This is a genomic window from Mastigocladopsis repens PCC 10914 (genome assembly GCF_000315565.1).
Classification (GTDB): domain Bacteria; phylum Cyanobacteriota; class Cyanobacteriia; order Cyanobacteriales; family Nostocaceae; genus Mastigocladopsis; species Mastigocladopsis repens.
In genome coordinates this window covers 250,077-269,839 of sequence record NZ_JH992901.1, presented here as the reverse complement: position 1 = coordinate 269,839, position 19,763 = coordinate 250,077, and the positions used below count along the sequence as shown (strand labels likewise).

The window sequence follows — 19,763 nt, the reverse complement described above, 5'->3', positions numbered from 1 at the left end:
AGGCTACTTAATACGGCATATGAGTTTTAATGCTGTACTAAAAGCATATTCAACTGCTTTCGATTTAGTCGGTAATGCCGCTTGCCAGATGCGATAATCGTTATATTCAAGAATCAAATTTGCCATGTCATGGATTCTAATCTTCCTTAGCACATCGTATTGAGCAGATTCAAAATCTTTCAGGGTGCGACCGTTTTCTAAGACTTCTTGTGCAGCTTTAATAAAGCCATTGAAAACGGATCTCATGTATTCTTTGCCAGCACGTTCTGCAAATATAGTAGATGATTTAAACGCCCTAAATTCTTCTAAGAGAAGATTGGCGATTTTTCTCCCTTCTTGAGTATTCCAACCCGAGGGGAGTTGAACATCCAGATATTCATCTTGAATGTATTGACATTCAATATACTCCTTTATATCTACTGCTACTTGAACTATTTTATAACCCGCAAACAAGGGCTGTAAAGAATTTGCACTTGTATCAATAGATGAGTCTGGGAAAACTTTTTCTTCACCTACTGGACATTCATAGACAAGATATGTCCAAATTCCTGCTGAGTGATCTACATCAATGCTTTGAGCTTGGTAGAAAGTCATTGTTCCATCTTCTTCACACCTAAAACAGGCACTTTCTACATCTCTTGACGTATAGGGATGCATATTTTTGGAAAAGTGCATGAGCGTTCTAAAAATGCCAGTAATATGTTGAGGTTGGCTCTCTACTTGGATGTAACGTTTTCCACTGCTCACAAAGCTATGTACTCGAATCGCCATCTGTCTTTCCTTGTAATATTTCGTCACATTCTTTTTCGATGCACCAACCTGACAGCAAGAGGGAAGTGAAGGAACACATAACATGGCACCTAGATCTACCCGTAAGCTAATTACACCTGATAACATGGCAACAAGCAGTTACCAAGCAGCCGAGAATCCTCAGCTTGCTGCACTGAGGTTACTAATCTTTGTTCTAACGTAAATTTTTAGTTGCACTTAATTAATTTCGTAACAAGACTTTAAACTCCCTCTTGTGTCGATTTTCAAGAGCCATTGTAAGCTTATTTATTAAATAGCTTAGTGTTAACTTCACAAATTAGGCTCAAAGCTTTACTCAAGCTCAACTTCCAACTTATACTCAATTACAAAAGAACGCATCAAATGTATACCAAGTTATACAAAAGAATTCATTCTTTGTAAGAATTTACCTAAAATTTTTAGTTTATGCTAGTCATTAGCAAAAAATCTTTTCTCAACTAGAAGTTGGGCAAGAACTCAGGCAATTTTGTCAGTAGATAAGCTAAAATCCGCCTTTTTAAGCGGATTTTATCTAGCAATAGCCAAATTGGTACAAGTGGTACTGAGGTGAAGCTCAGTACCACTTGTTTTGTTGTATTTTTTTACACCTGTTGCTGGTGCAAAATCCACTCAACGGCTACAGCCAAATCTTTGGCAATGTAATCTGGTTTTGTGTGGTGCTGGTAATCACCAGCCAAAACGCGATCGCCAAACCCGGTTTGCACCAAAATACCCACACAACCAGCATTGTGCGCCATATCTACATCCGTCGCTTTGTCTCCCACCATAAAACTGTGCTTCAAATCCAAATCATGTTCCCAAGCCGCTGCGACCAACATCCCTGTGTTGGGTTTGCGCCAGGTAGACCAGCGAGTGTATTCTGGGTCTTTACCACCTTCTGGTGGGCTGAGGTAGGGACAATAATACAAAGCGTCTAAGAACGCCCCAGTTTCCTCTACCAATAATCGGCAAAGTCGCTGATGTAACGCTTGTACGTGAGTGTCTGGATAATAACCTCTAGCTGGTCCAGATTGATTAGAAACCAGACAGCAAAAAAGACCTCGGTCATTGATCTGGCGCACGGATTTTGCTACACCGGGAATTAAATGTAAATCTTCTACGGCGTGAATGTAGCCAGCCTCGACATTTAACACACCATCGCGGTCTAGGAATACAGCAGGTTTACCCACCCCAAATTTTCTCCAACACAGTTTTAGGTGAGATATCTGCCATCTTACCCGTAGAGGATTTAATGGCAATAAATTTATCGCTTCTTGGCAATAACTTCGCTGGGTTTGTCGGACCAAATAAGGCGACAGTATAAGTCTGTACCGCTACACTCAAGTGCATGGGTGCGCTATCAGTACATAGCATTAAATTTGCCCCAGCAATCAACGCTGCCAACTTGCCAATATCATCAGGAGAAGTGACTTTGATATAAGGTGCGGAATTTTTGAGACTACGCACAAACTCTTCATCGTCTGGTCCTTGGATGACCACTATGGGTATTTCTGGCTGCTTTTGCTGGAATTCTTGAATAATTTGCTGCCAATTCCTGACAGGGTAAATTTTATCCAGACCTTTTGTCTGAGCTAACTTGCTAGAACCACCGTGAATTAAAATGTAGCCAGTTTCCTTGATTTCTAACCGTTGTTGTTCTTTGATAGCCCAGTCAATATCTGGTTTTGGCACATTGACTGCTAACTCGGGAGTTGGGGAGTTTATACTCAACCCTTGCAGCAAGTCGTGATACATACAAGCGGCATACTGTTCTGTTCTCAGAGGAACTGGATTGGTGAGAAAAGCAGATGCTTTACTCCTGTAGCCAATTCGTCTGGGGATTCCAGTCAACCACAGCAAAACACCCACTAAAGCGCTTTGCCCTAGAGCAATGGCAATATTGTACTCGCGATCGCGTATCGTCCCAACCAAGTTGCCCCAATCTGCCAGACTATTACGGTCTTTATAGTCAAACGCCAGGACATTATTGACTGACTTACTCACCCGGTAAGCAGCCTTTGACCGGGGTTCGACAACAACATCTATCTGAGCGTTGGGGTAAGAGCGCTTCAGGTCATCTAGGGTCGGGAAGAAGAGAATTTGGTCGCCAATTCCGCCAGGAACAAGGGCTACTATTCGCATAATATATCTTGACGCTTACTCGCTGATTATTTTAGGGGAAGATAGGGATTGGGAATTAGGATTGTTAGTTGTTAGTTGTAGAAATGCGCCCTAGCGCGTCTGTACATTTACATTTATTGCTTGTCAAAAGTACTACTAACTACTAGACACTAACTAGTATAGAGATTGAGGAATTGTGTGCATTTATTAATACCAGCTGCTGGAACAGGAAGAAGAATGGGGAGTAACCGCAATAAACTTCTGCTTGTGGTATGCTCCAGACCTATTATCGCTTGGACTCTTCTAGCCGCTGAAGCGGCAAGTCAAATTAGTTCGATAGGCATTATCTGTCAACCCTATGACTGGGAAGATTTCAAGACGATTCTCACTCCATTAAAGCTAACTAAGCCAGTGGAACTGATTCAAGGGGGTTCCACCCGTCAAGAATCAGTTTACAATGGATTGCAGGCGCTGCCAGACTCCGAAGAGCAAGTGTTGATTCACGATGGAGCCAGATGCCTTGCCACACCAGATTTACTCAACTCTTGTGCTGAAGCTATTCGACAGTGTCCTGGTTTAATTGCCGCAGTACCAGTCAAGGACACTATCAAAGTCGTAGATGAAAATGGCATCATTCAAAGCACGCCCGACCGACGGCAATTATGGGCAGCACAAACTCCCCAAGGATTCGATGTTCAATTATTGAAAAAGTGCCACGCCGAAGGTATCCGTCAAGGGTGGGAAGTGACTGACGATGCTGCTTTGTTTGAAAAGTGCCGCTACCCTGTGCGAATTGTTCAGGGAGAGGAGACGAATCTCAAGCTGACTACTCCACAAGATTTGGCGATCGCTGAATTCATCCTAAAAAATAGACTGGGTAAAGGGTGAAGTGGGTTATAACAATTCTTGAAGGCGCCGAAGGTTCGCCTTTGGGATTTGCCAAAAAATCTTGATTTTTTTTCTATTTTATGATTAGGAAACAAAAAGTTGTTATTTGTTTTTTGTCATTAGTCATTTTTCAGTAGTACAAATAACTAATGACTAACGACTAATGACTAGTGACTGATAACCCATGACTAATGCCGTCATAAATGCAGCGACAAAGATAGAAGCAATTCTCTATTTAAAGGGCAAGCCCATGTCCATAAGTGAAATTGCGGAGTATGCCGCTTGCGATCGCACCACAGTTGAGGAAGGCATAATAGAACTCATTGACGAGTATGCCCACCGAGACAGCGCCTTAGAAGTCGTGGAAACACCAAATGGTTATAGTTTGCAACTGCGGTCAGGCTTTCATGACCTGGTACAAACTCTCATACCAGTAGAATTGGGCGTAGGAGCATTGCGGACTTTGGCAGCCATTGCCCTAAATAATCCAATACTCCAAAGCGACTTGATTAACTTGCGCGGTTCTGGTGTATATCAACACGTTCCAGAACTTGTCGAACTTGGTTTTGTCAAAAAACGCCGAGATAGTGAGTCTCGCTCGTATTCGTTACAAATCACCCCTAAATTTCACCAATATTTCCAAATTGACCAACTTCCCCAACTATTCTCTAATAGCCCAGAACAAAAACAACTAGAGCTAGAACTCACAGCACAACCAGAACCATCATGAGTTTTGTGGCTATGAAGCGCCGCACCCACAACTGTTGTGTGGCTTCAATTTAAAATGAATTGTGAATTCCAGTGGCGGGGCAGCTTTCCCCCCACATCCACAAGGGAATGAGGCTCCCCGCCGCTGGTCGTGGAGGAATGCTAGTACTCCAGAAAGAGGTGGTGATATGTCTCACCCTTCTACTATGGTTTAGAGTAGAATAAGCAACTCAGCTAAAAAAACAGCCAATGGTGTTTGATCCTAACTTTCTGAATGACTACCCTGAGGAACACCCCAATCAGCTTCTGAACGATAGCTTTGAGGAACTTCCCAATCAGTTACTCAAGTATCTACAGCACCAGCCACCTGAAGTCCTAGCCCGCGTCGCCCAGTCTGTCAGCCCCGAAATTAAGCAAATCATTTCGCAAAACGTCCAAGGGCTTGTCGGGATGTTGCCCGCAGAAAATTTCAACGTACAAATTACCACAGACCGGGACAATCTAGCTGGTCTTTTAGCGTCGGCTATGATGACGGGTTATTTTCTGCGCCAAATGGAACAACGGATGCAGCTAGATCATTTGAGTAACAATCATTAGTCATTTGTCATTAGTTACAAAGGACTAAGGACTAAGGACAAAGGACTAATAACTACTTCTGGGGATAAGCCCCTGATTGTACTTTAAATGTTTGAATTTTCCCGTTGCGGTTGACTTCGATTTCCAGAACGTCGCCTACAGTGCTGGACTCCACCTGCCTCTGTACTTGAGCGGCTGTTTTGACTCGCTTGCCGTTAACTTTTTGAATCAAGTCCCCAGGAAGGAGTCCTCCCTGTTGTGCCGGAGAATTTTCCAGGACTCCTGTAATGGCTATCCCAACATCCTGTTTAATGTTGAGATTTTTGTCTTGATTAATCTGCTGTTTTTTGGTCTGAGAAAGGTCTGACATTTCAACCCCTAAAAAAGGGTGTTGCACACGCCCTTTGGTAAAAAGCTCATTAGCAATGCGGGCTGCTATTTCAATGGGAATGGCAAAACCTAGCCCTTGAGCATCGGCGCGGATAGCAGTATTAATGCCAATCACCTCGCCTTGAGCATTTAACAAAGGACCACCTGAATTACCGGGGTTAATAGCCGCGTCCGTTTGGATAAAGCTAACTCGCTTGTCTGGAACACCAACTTGAGCGCTGGTACGGTCTGTAGCGCTAATAATGCCGATTGTGACAGTATTGTCTAAACCTAAGGGATTGCCAATAGCGATCGCCCATTGACCTGGTATTAAGTTTTGTGAAGTGCCTAGTTTAACTGTTGGCAGATCGTGAGATGGAATTTTTACAACAGCCACATCTGTCACTGCATCAACTCCAACCACCCGACCCTCAAAAGTCCGACCATCTTTGAGGGTCACTTGTACTGTATGTGTATCCGCTACAACATGAGCGTTAGTTAGTATTTGTCCATTTTCACTCAAAACAAATCCAGACCCTGTACCGCGCTCTATTCGCTCTCTGGGAAATGGTTGCTCTTCCTCGCCAAAAAATCGCCGCAACAGAGGATTCTTCAACGCATCAGAAATAGGATTAGCCACTTTGCGGGTTGCATTAATTCGTACGACTGCGGGTCCAGTTCTTTGAACAGCAGTGGCAATAAAATTCATATTATCGCCACTAGCAGCCCCAACTTGTCCTCCAACAGGATTTGGAACTGCAGTTTCCGGGGGCAAAGAAACTGTTACATTTCTTAACTCCCGAAACAAGCGATTTTGTGGCGGAAGATAACGACTACCCAACAAGCCTGCACCGCCGCCAATAGTCAATAAGGATAGATAAATAACCAGTTGTTTTAACGATAATTTCATAATCATTACGCTCACAGACAGCAATGCAGATGCTAATTTCTAAGTTTAGTCAAGCAAAAGGGAACTTGACAGATTAATTGGTCATCAGTCAGTTTTAGTTGTTAGCTGTCAAGAAACACCACTAACCACCCCTGATCACCTGCTGTTGCCATCTAAAATCTAAAATAATTGAGTGCCTCCTTTATATACATGACTTTTTGCTATCGTCTACTCATTCTGTGTAGCATAGTCACCAGCACCCTTGGGCTAGTATACACAAGCCCACAGTCCGCCCTTGCACAAACGTCTGTCACTGGTTGCCCCACTCCAGCCCTTGAACGCTTCCAGCGACACAAAGTTGCACCAAGAGAAACTGTGGAGAGTATAGCGCAACGCTACAATCTCACGCCAGCTACTATTATCGCCATGAATCCATCTTTACAAAATGGTAAGGTAGTGGTTGGTAGGGAAATTCAAATTCCTCCGTACAATGGGATTGTTGTTGAAGTGCCTTCTGGTCAAACTTGGCGGCAAATAGCGGCAAAATATAAAATCCGCCCCGATGTATTGTTTGACGTCAATGGATGCCAGAAAAATCCTAGGGTCGTGTTTGTTCCAGAGGTAAAACGCTCACCCAATCGTCCCATAACTGAGGCTCCCACTCCCACTCCCAGTCTCAGTAAATTAACTGGGTATCCCTTAGCCGAAGTAGCAACTGTTGCTCTACCCTATGGCTGGCAGACTAATCCTACGAATGGACAAGTTTTCTTCCACAGTGGGATGGATTTGTTAGCAGCAAAAGGGACGCCTGTGCAAGCGATAGGTGAAGGTACGGTAGTCTTTGCTAGCGAGCAAGGGACTTATGGTAATTTGGTCATCATTAATCACAGCGGCGGATTGCAAAGCCGCTACGCCCATCTTGACAGTATCAAAGTCTCTGTTGGTCAACAAGTCAAAAAAGGAGACACAGTGGGGTCTGTTGGAACAACTGGAACACCTACCATAAACCAACCCCATCTCCATTTTGAAGTCCGTTCTAGCTCATCCTTAGGTTGGACTGCTCAAGATCCCAAAGGATATCTTCAGCGGTGAGGAATTGGGGAGTGGAATACTCCCTTTTCCTTATCTCTCCATCACCCAACTCAAAAAAGGTTCTGTAGATTTAACTAGGTGCATCCCTGCTGCGGTAAATCTCTCAAATGCTGCATCGGCTGCTTCCGTATAGTCCACTACACCGGGAACAACGACAGGAGAAGTGCAATCTTCCAGCAGATAAACTTTTTTTGCTAAATTAGAGTCTATCTGCTGAATTTCTGTTAATAAATCGTCAACTGTCCAAGCGACACAGTGACTTTTGGCTTGACCTGCGACAATCACAGTATCAAATTCCAATAATTGTTGAATGAGATGCGTATTCTTTTGGGCAATTGGACGTTTATCAAAACTTTCCAAAACTTCTGGACGCAAGACAGAATAATTTTCTGTTAAAGGATTGTTACCTTTAATTTCAAATTGTGTTTGACTATGACGAGCAATGCAATGGAAAAAGACCGCCTCTTCTACAGCAGAAACTAATGCATGACCGATACCACCCAACATAGAATGATAGGGCCAAACTGTTAGCGGATATTTGCCATCTTGAGTGAGCTGCTTAACGTAGTGGTAAGCGTATTTTTCTAAGACTTCGTACTCGTATCCAAGACTGGAAGCTACTCCTGGATTAACTTTCCAAACCCCTTTTTCAATATCTGCTGGTGTGATGCTGGTAGCAGATGGGGTGGGGTGTTCACCTGTCGTATTTACCCAAAAAATGGGATGGAAAATTTGCATTGCTGTATGAGTGTCAAGCGTGGGTGTGATTTTCGTAATCACCCCTAAATTGCGATAGATAAACTCACACAAGCGGATGTTATCATCTACCGCACCCGTCCCAGATTTTCCACCGACAAACAATTCAAATTCAGGAATGCAGAAAGTGTTTTGTACATCAATTAAAAGCAGACAAATCCGGGTTTTGTCTTCTGATGCGGGTTGGATATCATATTTTTTCGCCCATTCTCTCGCTTCTTTTGCACGTTGTTGGTAAGGTACGCGCCAGACGTAGCCGACTTCTTCAGAGTTAAAGTGCGGGGGAATGGGTTCTTGGGTTGTTATTGGGGTGTTCATAGTTTAATCTTAATTTTTAGCTAAATTTTTCGGTTGAAGTTGGGTAATGATAGAAAGAGTCAGCACTTCATACGCTATAGTCCGATGTCTGAAGATTTGTTAAAGTCTTTTCAGGAAGCATATAGAAATTTGGAACTTTTGCCACTTGTGCAACAGAACGATCTGGATAGATTCAGAGTCGATTACGGTAATGAGGTTATAGAGGAATTAGAGCAATTAGTTGAAGATAGCCCTAATGCTGATGGCAAGATTATATTTACAGGGCATCGCGGCTGTGGTAAGTCCACTTTGTTAGCTGAATTTAGCAGGCGATTGCATGACCGCTATTTTGTTGTTTCATTCTCCATCGCTGACACAATCGAGATGTCGGATGTTAACCATATCAATATTCTATTTGCTATTGCACTCAATTTAATGTCTGAGGCGGAAGCAAGCCGAGTAGAAATTCCTCAATCGACTAAAGAACCTCTTTATAAATGGTTTGCTACCCGCACTCGGACTGAAGAAATGAAGTTTCAAGGAGAAGCTTCAACAGGCTTTGACTTTTTTAAATTAATTATTACAAAATTGAAAGTAGATTCTACCATAAGGTATGAAATTAAGCAAGAATTTGAACGGAAATTATCCGATTTAGTTGCGAGGATTAATGAAATAGCTGCTTTGATTCAATTGGCATCCAAGAAAGAGATTTTAGTGATTATTGATGATTTAGATAAACTTGATTTAGCAAGAGTTAATGAAATTTATCAAGATAATATTAAGGCACTGTGCCAACCTAATATCCGGATAATTTATACCATACCAATAGCAATCATTCGCGAAACTTTTCTCAGCACACTCATTGCCTCGGAAACAAATAATCAAATTGTGGTAATGCCTGTACTAAAAATTTTTGAAAAAGGCAAAAACCGTTTGCCTAATTCTGTACCGCGTCAGGAAGCAACAGATATTTTATGTGAAATTTTAAAGAAGCGGCTTGCTACTAACTTAATTGAAAGTCATACTGCTGAAAAGATAGTTGTAACGAGTGGTGGAGTGTTGCGAGAGTTAATTAGAATTGCTAATGAATGTTGTCGGATTTGTTTAAGGTTAATTAGGCGTAAAACAGGAGAAAAAGTCATTATTGATGATAGCGTTTTAGAGCAAGCAGTGACTAAGATGCGTAGTGACTTTGCGATTCGCTTAAGCAAAATTGATTATGAGATTTTGCAAAATACTTATCAAAATTTTATGCCTAATGACCCAAAACAACCAGAGTTTTTGGATTTGTTACATGGTTTGTATGTGCTGGAATATCGTAACGATGAGCCTTGGTATGATGTTCACCCGATTGTTGTAGAAACTTTGAAAAGGCGAGGGTTAATCAATGGAAGCTAGCGAACACCCTCAATCTATCGTCAACCAAGAGGAAGAACAAACAGAATTTGCTCGCACAAATCAAGAATTATTAGAAGATGAAGAAAATCAAGACGCTTACGATGATTTAATTGTCAGTATTGAGGCAAAAGAACGGGGATTAAATTTGCTGATTGGGGTTTGCGATGATGCTAACTTCCGCGATCGCATTATTGCCCAGTACGAAGCTGAACTACAACAGACTTTCCGTCCCTATCGGGTGACACTAGCGCGGTGTGAACCGAGTCTCAAGGCTGCGATTAACCAACTGGTGGAACAAGAAGAATATCTTCGTCAGCATAACCCTGCGGTGATTACAGTGACAGGTGCTGAGCAACTTTATTTTCTCAAATTGGGAAATGAACGCTCCGAACAGGAGATTTTTTTTGGTTACTTGCAGTGGACACGAGAAGCATTACGCGAGTTTCCCTATGCAATTGTCCTTTGGGTGACTCACCAAATTCTTGTTAACCTCAGTCAAAAAGCTCCAGATTTTTGGAGTTGGCGCAACGGTGTTTTCCGGTTTGTGTCGAAAAAAACGAATTCTGTTCCTGGTAGAGATGTAGCAATGCTACGTCTCAATACTTTAGATGATACAGAATTGGCAAGCATCGATGAAGATAACCCCTATTTCTTGCCTATTGAAGATTTACAACAGTTAATTCAGCAAATCGAACAGCAAGGAGCAAAAAATGCCAGTTTGGCGACTTTGTATTCTAGGTTAGGAGATATTTACAAAACAAGGTTAGATTGGGCTAAGGCTCAAGATTACAAGAAAGAACAAGATTTGGCAGTCAAATATTACAGTAAAGCCGCTGAACTGCAAAAAGAACTCGGTTTGGAGAGAGATTTAGCCACAAGCCTCAACAACCTGGCATTACTCTACGATTCCCAAGGACGTTACAGCGAAGCCGAACCGTTGTACCAGCAAGCTTTAGAACTGAGAAAACGCCTATTGGGCGAAGAACATCCTGATGTCGCACAAAGCCTCAACAACCTGGCATATCTCTACCGTTCCCAAGGAAGATACATTGAAGCTGAACCTTTGTACCAACAAGCTTTGGAACTGAGAAAACGCCTATTGGGCGAAGAACATCTTGATGTCGCACAAAGCCTCAACAACCTGGCGAATCTCTACCGTTCCCAAGGAAGATACATTGAAGCTGAACCTTTGTACCAACAAGCTTTGGAACTATGGCGATCCCTGCTGGGAGATGAACATCCCCCTGTCGCCACAAGCCTCCACAACTTGGCGTTACTCTACTTTTCCCAAGGAAGATACACTGAAGCTGAACCTTTGTACCAACAAGCTTTGGAACTATGGCGACGCCTGCTGGGAGATGAACATCCCTATGTCGCCACAAGCCTCAACAACCTGGCGAAGCTCTACTACTCCCAAGGAAGATATATTGAAGCTGAACCTTTGTACCAACAAGCTTTGGAACTATGGCGACGCCTGCTAGGAGATGAACATCCCCATGTCGCCTCTAGCCTCAACAACCTGGCATTACTCTACGATTCCCAAGGACGCTACAGTGAAGCCGAACCTTTGTACCTGCAAGCATTGGAAATTCGTGAGCATCGGTTAGGGGTAAATCATCCCAAGACTGTTATTGTTCGTAAAAATTTGGCAAGTCTTCGTCAACAGTGAGCTTCAGATACTCGTGATTGAGTCTTAGATACTCGCGCTTGAGTATTTGAGCTTTGTGATTAAGTCTCATATACTCGCGATTGAGTGTTTAATACTCACGCCAGAGTTCCAGATACTCGCGCTTGAGTGTTTAATACTCACTCTTGAGTTCCAGATACTCGCGCTTGAGTGTTTAATACTCATGCGTCACCTTCAAAGACTCATGTGCTCGTTCCAAAGACTCTTGTTTAACAATGGCAACTTGAACAATGAAGCTCAAAGCTTGAATCATCAACTTCTGAGGTTGAATAGATGGAAGCAGATGAAGGAGTAATTTTGATTTTACACAAAAGCGATCGCTTAATGGGTGATCGCTCTACAGTAATTTTATAAATAACCTCTTAAAACAGTCATCCTAAAATCATTTAACTACGTGAGAACCGACAAAATATTCTACAGTTTATTTCAGGCTTTTCCCAGTATATTTTTTGCAATCATTGGCGATACTACTGTCAATCCCAACACCTATGAATTTGTTTCCGTTGAACTTAAAGAAACTGCTTTTCGGATTGATGGTGTATTCGTCCCGGTAACTGAAACCATAAACGAACCAGTTTATTTTGTAGAAGTTCAGTTTCAACTAGACTCAAATTTTTATAGGCGCTTGTTTGCAGAAATCTTTCTGTACCTGCGTCAAAATACATCCGTTAAGTTTTGGCGTGCAGTTGTAATCTATCCCAACCAAAGTTTAGATCCAGACGATCAACAGCCGTATGAGTTGTTGCTGGAGAGTCCACAAGTCCAACGGATTTATTTAGATCAATTAGGTACAGTAACAGAAAACTCACTTCAACTTGCGGTTGTGCAGTTAATTATAGAAAGCGAAGAGACAGCTATTGATCGAGGTAGAGAATTGATTGTGCGGGCAAGACAACAACTGGCAGATGAAGCGACCAACAAGCAAATTGTAGAATTAATAGAAACCATCCTTTTGTACAAGTTTACCCATATGAGCCGAGAGGAGTTAGCAGCTATGTTGGGCATAGACGACGAATTCAAAAAAACAAGGATGTATCAATCCATTAAGGAGGAAGGCTTAGAAGAAGGAAAGGTGCAAGCTAAGTTAGAAGCAGTACCCCGGTTGTTGGGATTGGGGTTGAGTGTGGAACAAGTAGCAAGGGCTTTGGATTTGACGGTAGAACAAGTGCAGCAAGCAGCCCAGAATCACTAGTTTAATAGACTTCTTGCATTCATTCCAAAAAAAAGAATAATTAACCACAGATGGACGAGGCAGTGCGTTGCGGAGAGAAGTTGCAAGGAGGGTTTCCCTCCGGGCAAACTGAGCGCAAAGCGCACGCTACGCGAACGGGGGGTTCCCCCCGTTGTAGCAACTGCCGTACAGATGGACACAGATGGAATCAAACAGATGCAATCTTGTTTAATCTACACAAATGGTGCGTTAGCTGGCGCTAACACACCCTACGCTACTTCGCGCCTTTGCGTCTTAGAGCGAAAATTCAACCTTACATCTTACCCTTCTGCATAACTTCTTGAAGGTGATGGCGAATTTCCTGTGCTTGCTCAATATCAGACTGGCGCAACTTCTGGAATAATTCTACACAAGGCTGAGAACCAGCTTGCTGTGCATCGTTGATGTAAGTGTCATAAGCTTTGATTGCTTCAGCTTTGTTTTGCAACACAGTGAGGAAGTCGTACTCTAGGTTGCTCACAGGATTTTGAGTTTGAGCGTTTCCTGCAGTTTGAACCATAAATTTACCCTCCGTTAGGTTTCTAATTCACTTCTACTTGCCCTAAGGGAGGCATTCATCTGCCCAAAAGAGTATAAGAGAGTATAAGAAAGATGTGCGCTGTGTATGAGGATACATTCCCAGGTGGAACCTGGGAACGAGATAAGGAGCTAAAATTGCTCTACCCTTCAAGCAATTTCCTCATAGCGATGTGGATGCTGGGATTCACGCTCGTTTTCATGTTGTCTGACTTCAGTGTGCTTAACAGGACAAAATTTAGTGTTAGCACTTATGCAATCCATATGTGGCGTCTTGGCACACACGAGCAGCAGCCCGCCCAATATAAACAATAAACCACAAATTGATGCAGTTTGAATCCAAGAAATTTCCAACGCTCCGTGAACCACAACTTCTCGCAGTACAGATACAATTGTGACCTCTACTGCCACTCCTACGGCAATACTATGTTCTTGCAAGTAAACCATGAGGAGTCGGAATAATTCGACCAAAATCAAGATAAATAATATCTTGGCGGTTAGTTGTTGATAATCTGGTGCTTGCGTGAGGGCAATTAATATCCCCCATAACTGGATAAGCATGACAGCAAATAAACCTAGGCACAGGATAATCACAATCAGATCTTGGAAAGCTTCCATATTACGAACTATCCAATGCCGATTCAGCCAGCGATCATAGAACAAGAATTGACTCTTGAGGCGCTTTTTCATGAGTATTTTGATTCCAATTGGGAGAACTTCAACAGTTACCAGTTATCAGTTATCAGTTATCAGTTTCATCATTGGGTTTAAATCCCCCACCATACGCACTGCGGCTGGTACTGTTCACTGTTCACTGTTTTAAACCACACCAGCCGATTTTTCTGACACTTTTATTGTGCCGCGATCGCTCTTTATTTATTGTGCTGCGATGACGCTTTAACGAGGCTGATAATTTAAGTTTTGCGCCTGTTGCAATAATTGTGCAGCATTGTTTGCCCATTGGAAATTACGCTGAACATTGTATAAATCTCTTGCATACTGCAACACCTGTGCTGCTTCTGCGTATTGCCTTAACTGTATAAAAACCAATCCTGCGCCATAATAAGCATTGGCATAATTTGTGTTTGCCTCTGCCGATTTTCTAAAAGTTTCTAATGCATCTTTTAACTTGCCTTGGCTAAATAAAACTGTCCCAAGATTGTAGTGAGCTTCTGAATATTTGGGATTGATTTTTATTGCCTTGCGAAATGCATCTTTTGCCTTATCTGTTTTTCCTTGTTGTAAATAACATATGCCCATATGATAGGCTGGTTCAGGAGCATTTTGGCTCAGTTTCATTGCTTGTTTAAAGGATGCGATCGCTTTGTCCCAATCGCGTTGTTGCTCTCGTAGTAACCCTAAGTTGTAATGAGCAACTCCCAGTTTGGGATCAAGTTCCACTGCTCGTTGCAAGTAATCGTTCGCTTGTTGCAAATTACCCCCTTCCAACAGCGATCCTCCCAAATTCGCATAGGCTAGAGCAAACTGGGGATCAGCCTGTGTAGCTTTGTAAAATGCATCTGCCGCAGGTTGTAATTGTCCCACTTGTCGCAGTGCTAGTCCTAAGTTGTAGTGAGCTGGAGCTAGATTGGGATCGAGTTCGGTAGCTTTGCGAAATAAGGCGATCGCATCTTGTACTCTCCCCACCTGAATCGCCTGCAACCCCTGATTTAAGTAGTCTTGAGCGCTGCTATCAACATATTGCGCCAGTATGAGGTGAGGAGCAGGGGAGGCTGGGGAAGATGGAGACAGAAGGCTTTGTGCCACTAATATGAAACCCACCAAAATAGGAAGGCGATATTGATAGAGAGGGACTCGCATTGTTTTCCTTTGTTGGAATATTTTGAGTTACGTTTACTTTACAAAGTTTCTGTGACACATGAATATATTCATATAAGTTAAAGTTTATATATCAATTTTTATAATCGTTAAATTTTATTGGGCTAAATATTACAAGAAAATACGATTTTTGACCTCGATATTAAAGGAGAGATAATCTCTAGTTAAAGACAGGATAATCTTTTGAATCATCAATTTTAACTCCTTAATAACTTTAGGATAACGCGGCTAGACGAGAAGAGCCGCAAGGGAGGTTTTATGAACGAAAAAGTAAAATCGGGTTCGCGAAATGTGGCAATTGTGGGTCCATATTTAAGTGGAAAAACCACGTTACTGGAAAGTTTGTTATTCGTGACAGGGGCAATAACTCGCAAAGGCAGCGTTAAGGATGGCAACACAGTAGGAGATAGTGCTGCTGAATCGCGCGATCGCCATATGAGTGTAGAAGTGAGTGCTGCTAGCAGTGAGTATAATGGCACTCGCTTCACATTTATTGATTGTCCTGGAAGTGTGGAATTTGCCCAAGAAACTTATAACGCCTTGATGGGAGTGGATGCGGCAATTGTGGTTTGCGAACCCATCACAGACAGAGTCCTCACCCTTGCCCCTTTATTTAAATTCCTTGACGACTGGGAAATTCCTCACCTGGTTTTCGTCAATAAAATGGATCGGGTTAATATCAATGTTCTAGACACGCTACACGCCCTCAAAGCCGCTTCCAGTCGTCCCTTGGTAGCACATCAATATCCCATCATGCAACGGGAACAGCTCATTGGCTTTATCGACTTGGTGAGCGAACAAGCATATCAGTACCATTCAGGTGCGCCGGCTGACCCTATTCCCTTCCCAGAAGAACTTAAAGAAGAAGAACACACAGCACGGGCAGAAATGCTCGAAGCTTTAGCAAATTTTGATGACCATTTACTAGAAGAACTTTTAGAAGACATCGAACCACCCCAAGAAGAAATCCTCCAAGACCTGAAACTGGAATTAGGCGCAGATTTGGTTGTCCCTGTTTTCTTTGGAGTTGCTGAACAAGATTATGGTGTACGTCCACTCCTAGAAGCCTTGCTGAGAGAAGCCCCTGAACCAGAAACCACAGCAGAACGTCGCTTAAAGGCTCAAAAAAGCGATTTCCCTGTAGCGCAGGTGCTAAAAACTTACTACACCCCCCAAGGTGGCAAACTCTCTCTGGTACGAGTTTGGCAAGGTAAGTTAACTGATGGGGTTCTTCTCAACGGCGTGCGTGCAGGTGGTCTTTACCGCCTCATGGGACAACAACAGCAGCAAATTAATGAAGCTTGTGCTGGTGAAATTGTAGCTATCAGCCGTTTAGAGGGTATCAAGACCGGGGATACGATTTCTTGTCAGCAGTTAACGACAGCATTACCCAAAGCTGGGCAATTAGAACCAGTTTATGCCCTGGCAATGACTCCTGAAAAACGCAACGATGAAGTTAAGCTGAGTGGTGCTATCACCAAACTGCTGGAAGAAGACTGCTCCCTTGCTTGGGAACAACATGGCGACACCCACGAAGTTATCCTGTGGGGTCAAGGCGAGATTCATTTGCAAGTCGCACTAGACCGCCTGCGCCGCAAATATAATCTACCGATGACAACGCACTTGCCGCAAGTCCCTTACAAAGAAACCATTCGCAAGCCAGCGTCATCAATTCACGGACGCTACAAACACCAAAGTGGCGGTCATGGACAGTTCGGCGATGTTTATCTCGACATTAAGCCATTAGCACGCGGCGAAGGCTTTAACTTCAAAGACACGATTGTTGGTGGTGTCGTTCCTAAGCAGTACATTCCTGGTGTGGAAATGGGCGTACGGGAATTTCTGTCACAAGGTCCATTGGGTTTCCCGGTTGTGGATGTGGCGGTCACTCTCACGAATGGTTCTTATCACACTGTTGATAGTTCCGAACAAGCATTTAAGCAAGCCGCCCGTCTTGCTATGCAAACGGGAATACCCAAATGTGAACCCACCCTGCTAGAACCGATTGTCCGTGTGACAGTATCTACTCCAAACGAGTTTACCGCCAAAGTACTGCAACTTGTCACGGGCAGGCGAGGTCAGATTTTGGGTTATGAAGGTATACATAACTGGCAAGGATGGGATAGTGTCACCGCTTACCTGCCACAAGCAGAGATGCAAAACTTTATCGTAGAATTGCGATCGCTCACTCTTGGCGTTGGTTCCTTCCATTGGGAATACGACCATCTTCAGGAAGTTCCTGATAGAATTGCCGATCGCATTCTCACCTCTTTCAATGGCAATGGTGGTAACGGCAACGGTAAGTGATTTTGAATTTGTCTAAAATCTTTTGATTTTCTACAGTTGGAGATTTTGCTAATGATAAAGCCCAGGCGTAACACTTGGGCTTTGTTATTGGTTATTAGACTTCTTGCAAAAGTCTAATAAAATGAATAATTAACCGCAGATGGACGCAGATGGACCCAGATAAAATCTACTGATGCAAGAGGTCTATTGGTTATTAGTCATTAGTTGCTGGCGCTATACTTTTTCTAGTATTGATTTACTTTATTCTTATGTGCCTTCTACCAAAGTTTTTGTGATGAATTTTTAGGCATAGTTGCCATAATTCTTCTTTTTAAAAAGATATTGTATAGTGGAGATTAAGTGCATCTAGCAAAGAAAAATCATAATGCTAATTCAAGTGGATTTTCTTTTTGAGAGCAAGAAACCTCCACGCTCGCGAGTTATCCGGGTCTTTTGCGAAGAAACAGGCGAAAATCCTCAAATCGTGCTAGAAGATGTAGCAGCGGTATTGCTGGGAACATCATCAGAACACGAAGACGCGATCGCCTTTGTCAAGGACAAAATACAAGAAAGCGAGATAACACCGACAATACACGAGGAATTGCATTTAGTAGATTCAGATGACCTTGAAGTGTTCTACTTACAGAGCGATGAAGTTGGAGCGAACGGTGTTTACGAAACTTTTGGGAAATGGTGGAATAATCTCCGCTATGCCATCGATAAAGATATCGTTCATATCGGAGAATTGGTCATCCAACTATCTGATTGGGAACAATTGCAGGTAAGGACAAGAAGAATTTTTGGAATAAAAAATAAGGAATACAATCAGCCGATTGATTTAAGAACTTGGGCAGAAAAATTCTTTAGTTTGACAGTTGATTGGACTCTAACCGCAGTGACGACGCAGGCGAGACAGCTTGCGTCTTTTGCCGTTCGAGCTAATGCCAATAGGGTTCCCGATACTATTGGCTCTGAAGAGAATCGAACTAAAGCTAATATTTATTCGCCACAAATCCTCGTCCCCGCTGTGGCGAAAGTCAAGGGACTTTTAGAAAATCCTAAAGCATTTGTCAGCTACGCTGACGAGAAAAAGATAACTCGTAGTAGCTTCTCAAAAGATGTGGAGAAAGTTGAGAAGTTGAAAGCTGAAGAAAAAAGTACTGATGAAATTATTGAGACTGTCTGGGGAGTCACACCCCTTTCTCATGTTGTTAAATGGGAGGATGACGAGCTTTGCAATTACCAGTACGACATTCTTGTTGCTTTTGTAAATAGGGTGAAGCTGAAGAAAGATGACTTTGGAAGAAGCATTTGATTTTCTCAAATCCAAGGGATTAGATCCAAAAAAACGACCAATTGGAGAAGATCCAACCGTTGTAGCGTACCTTCAGCCTAAAACTACCTTTAGGGTAGGAAAACACAAACACAAGGATGGAGTTTTGTACGGTAATCTCTGGAATCGTAATATTTTGGCTGAATGGAGAGAGCTAGACGAAACATCATTGCCTTTTGCATTAGAGTATTGTCTCAAACTTCTCAATCAGCCCGGAATTCTTCCACCAGCCGAGGAAGTTTCTCAACTAATTGAATTACCCCAACCATCCGATGTCCCTCAGTTAAAGAAGAAAAACCTTTTGCTGTGGATAAGTGCGATCGCTGTATGTATACTGAGCGTATCAACCTTCTATGTAGCAGCCAACAGATGTACTGCTCCTAACCAGAGCATTCGTTCGTTAAATAACAAGCCAAATTAACTCGTATTAAATAACAACATAAAATAAAAATCCCCTTGTTATTGACTAGTAGCAAGGGGTTTTAATTTCTTAATAGAGCGGTTTTCATTTGGCTAAGGTACAAATTTATCTGCGTCCATCCGCGTTTATCTGCGGTTCATTCATTAGATAGCTGTTTTCAGTATAGAGTAGCTGCAACTCATTTATTGTAGCGATCGCTCAGTGCAAAAATCACGGTGTCCCCTAAAGTCGTAAAATGACGTCAGTAGGAAACGGATATCACTCCCTTCTTGGTCTAAAATTACATATCTTCTTCCTTTGCGGTTTGTTAAATTAAGTATGCGGGAAAGGAGTAAGACAACGCATGAGCGAGACACAAACTTGGTATATTGTCAAGCGACCTGCTTGCCATTGTGAAATTATCCCCAGTAACGAAGCCGCCGTTGAAAAGAATCCAGAAATTATTGAACACTGGGGACCATTTACTTCCGAAGGGGAAGCAATAGCTCGTCGCGTAGGACTGATTAGGGCTGGTAAATGCCAACCGATATAAAGAAAGAAGAAGGAAGAACGAAGAATGGTTTTCGT

Annotated in this window: 19 protein-coding genes; 11 read left to right on the top strand and 8 right to left on the bottom strand. The window is 42.7% G+C overall.

Annotated elements, in window-relative coordinates:
- Nucleotides 1-3: 3 nt before the first annotated feature.
- The 3 genes from MAS10914_RS0103275 to MAS10914_RS0103265 all read right to left on the bottom strand — a co-directional run bounded on the left by MAS10914_RS0103275 (nt 4) and on the right by MAS10914_RS0103265 (nt 2,931).
- On the bottom strand, nt 4-771 hold the full coding sequence (locus MAS10914_RS0103275) for a hypothetical protein (protein WP_017314471.1): 768 nt from the start codon (nt 769-771) through the stop codon (nt 4-6).
- Nucleotides 772-1,391: 620 nt separating this feature from the next.
- Nucleotides 1,392-1,979 carry a D-glycero-alpha-D-manno-heptose-1,7-bisphosphate 7-phosphatase gene (locus MAS10914_RS0103270; RefSeq protein WP_017314470.1) on the bottom strand — a complete coding sequence of 196 codons (588 nt, stop codon included), beginning with the start codon at nt 1,977-1,979 and terminating at the stop codon, nt 1,392-1,394.
- Nucleotides 1,972-2,931, bottom strand: a complete 960-nt coding sequence (locus MAS10914_RS0103265; RefSeq protein ID WP_017314469.1) for a glycosyltransferase family 9 protein — start codon at nt 2,929-2,931, stop codon at nt 1,972-1,974. The genes MAS10914_RS0103270 and MAS10914_RS0103265 overlap by 8 nt, the downstream gene beginning before the upstream one ends.
- Before the next feature lie 177 nt (nt 2,932-3,108).
- On the opposite strand from MAS10914_RS0103265, the gene ispD reads away from it, so the two are divergent.
- From ispD to MAS10914_RS0103250, 3 genes are all read left to right on the top strand, one after another.
- Entirely contained in the window at nt 3,109-3,798 is a 690-nt protein-coding gene (ispD, locus tag MAS10914_RS0103260) for a 2-C-methyl-D-erythritol 4-phosphate cytidylyltransferase (protein ID WP_026082306.1), read from the top strand.
- Between the two features lie 184 nt (nt 3,799-3,982).
- Nucleotides 3,983-4,528, top strand: a complete 546-nt coding sequence (gene scpB, locus MAS10914_RS0103255; protein WP_017314467.1) for an SMC-Scp complex subunit ScpB — start codon at nt 3,983-3,985, stop codon at nt 4,526-4,528.
- A gap of 227 nt (nt 4,529-4,755) precedes the next feature.
- Complete coding sequence (locus tag MAS10914_RS0103250) at nt 4,756-5,103, top strand: DUF760 domain-containing protein (RefSeq protein ID WP_017314466.1); 348 nt, start codon at nt 4,756-4,758, stop codon at nt 5,101-5,103.
- A 52-nt stretch (nt 5,104-5,155) separates the two neighbouring features.
- Here the strand turns inward: MAS10914_RS0103250 and MAS10914_RS0103245 are convergent, their stop codons facing one another.
- Nucleotides 5,156-6,361: an HhoA/HhoB/HtrA family serine endopeptidase gene (locus MAS10914_RS0103245; protein WP_026082305.1), complete on the bottom strand. Its 1,206-nt coding sequence runs from the start codon at nt 6,359-6,361 to the stop codon at nt 5,156-5,158.
- A gap of 189 nt (nt 6,362-6,550) precedes the next feature.
- Here MAS10914_RS0103245 and MAS10914_RS0103240 point away from each other — a divergent pair, with 189 nt between their 5' ends.
- On the top strand, nt 6,551-7,432 hold the full coding sequence (locus MAS10914_RS0103240; protein ID WP_017314464.1) for a peptidoglycan DD-metalloendopeptidase family protein: 882 nt from the start codon (nt 6,551-6,553) through the stop codon (nt 7,430-7,432).
- Between the two features lie 30 nt (nt 7,433-7,462).
- On the opposite strand, the gene MAS10914_RS0103235 is transcribed toward MAS10914_RS0103240, so the two are convergent.
- Complete coding sequence (locus MAS10914_RS0103235; protein WP_017314463.1) at nt 7,463-8,506, bottom strand: cysteine hydrolase family protein; 1,044 nt, start codon at nt 8,504-8,506, stop codon at nt 7,463-7,465.
- An 84-nt stretch (nt 8,507-8,590) separates the two neighbouring features.
- Here MAS10914_RS0103235 and MAS10914_RS0103230 point away from each other — a divergent pair, with 84 nt between their 5' ends.
- The 3 genes from MAS10914_RS0103230 (at nt 8,591) to MAS10914_RS0103215 (ending at nt 12,762) form a co-directional block, all read left to right on the top strand.
- The gene (locus tag MAS10914_RS0103230; RefSeq protein WP_017314462.1) at nt 8,591-9,883 is read left to right on the top strand and encodes an ATP-binding protein; all 1,293 of its coding nucleotides are present in this window, start codon (nt 8,591-8,593) and stop codon (nt 9,881-9,883) included.
- Complete coding sequence (locus MAS10914_RS29490; protein WP_017314461.1) at nt 9,873-11,552, top strand: tetratricopeptide repeat protein; 1,680 nt, start codon at nt 9,873-9,875, stop codon at nt 11,550-11,552. The genes MAS10914_RS0103230 and MAS10914_RS29490 overlap by 11 nt, the downstream gene beginning before the upstream one ends.
- Before the next feature lie 412 nt (nt 11,553-11,964).
- Entirely contained in the window at nt 11,965-12,762 is a 798-nt protein-coding gene (locus MAS10914_RS0103215) for an Rpn family recombination-promoting nuclease/putative transposase (RefSeq protein ID WP_017314459.1), read from the top strand.
- Between the two features lie 292 nt (nt 12,763-13,054).
- Here MAS10914_RS0103215 and MAS10914_RS0103210 read toward each other — a convergent pair whose 3' ends face one another.
- The 3 genes from MAS10914_RS0103210 to MAS10914_RS0103200 all read right to left on the bottom strand — a co-directional run bounded on the left by MAS10914_RS0103210 (nt 13,055) and on the right by MAS10914_RS0103200 (nt 15,138).
- A complete protein-coding gene (locus tag MAS10914_RS0103210) occupies nt 13,055-13,300 on the bottom strand; it encodes a hypothetical protein (protein WP_017314458.1) in 246 nt (81 codons plus the stop codon).
- A 167-nt stretch (nt 13,301-13,467) separates the two neighbouring features.
- Complete coding sequence (locus tag MAS10914_RS0103205) at nt 13,468-14,007, bottom strand: phosphate-starvation-inducible PsiE family protein (RefSeq protein WP_017314457.1); 540 nt, start codon at nt 14,005-14,007, stop codon at nt 13,468-13,470.
- Nucleotides 14,008-14,214: 207 nt separating this feature from the next.
- Nucleotides 14,215-15,138 (bottom strand): tetratricopeptide repeat protein, encoded by a 924-nt coding sequence (locus MAS10914_RS0103200; RefSeq protein WP_017314456.1) that lies wholly within the window; start codon nt 15,136-15,138, stop codon nt 14,215-14,217.
- 276 nt (nt 15,139-15,414) lie between these two features.
- Between MAS10914_RS0103200 and MAS10914_RS0103195 the strand changes: the two genes are divergently transcribed.
- The 4 genes from MAS10914_RS0103195 to MAS10914_RS0103180 all read left to right on the top strand — a co-directional run bounded on the left by MAS10914_RS0103195 (nt 15,415) and on the right by MAS10914_RS0103180 (nt 19,728).
- The gene (locus MAS10914_RS0103195) at nt 15,415-17,463 is read left to right on the top strand and encodes an elongation factor G (RefSeq protein ID WP_017314455.1); all 2,049 of its coding nucleotides are present in this window, start codon (nt 15,415-15,417) and stop codon (nt 17,461-17,463) included.
- 364 nt (nt 17,464-17,827) lie between these two features.
- Entirely contained in the window at nt 17,828-18,757 is a 930-nt protein-coding gene (locus MAS10914_RS0103190; protein ID WP_017314454.1) for a hypothetical protein, read from the top strand.
- On the top strand, nt 18,735-19,196 hold the full coding sequence (locus MAS10914_RS0103185) for a hypothetical protein (RefSeq protein ID WP_017314453.1): 462 nt from the start codon (nt 18,735-18,737) through the stop codon (nt 19,194-19,196). The genes MAS10914_RS0103190 and MAS10914_RS0103185 overlap by 23 nt, the downstream gene beginning before the upstream one ends.
- A gap of 343 nt (nt 19,197-19,539) precedes the next feature.
- A complete protein-coding gene (locus MAS10914_RS0103180; protein ID WP_017314452.1) occupies nt 19,540-19,728 on the top strand; it encodes a hypothetical protein in 189 nt (62 codons plus the stop codon).
- Nucleotides 19,729-19,763 lie beyond the last annotated feature (35 nt).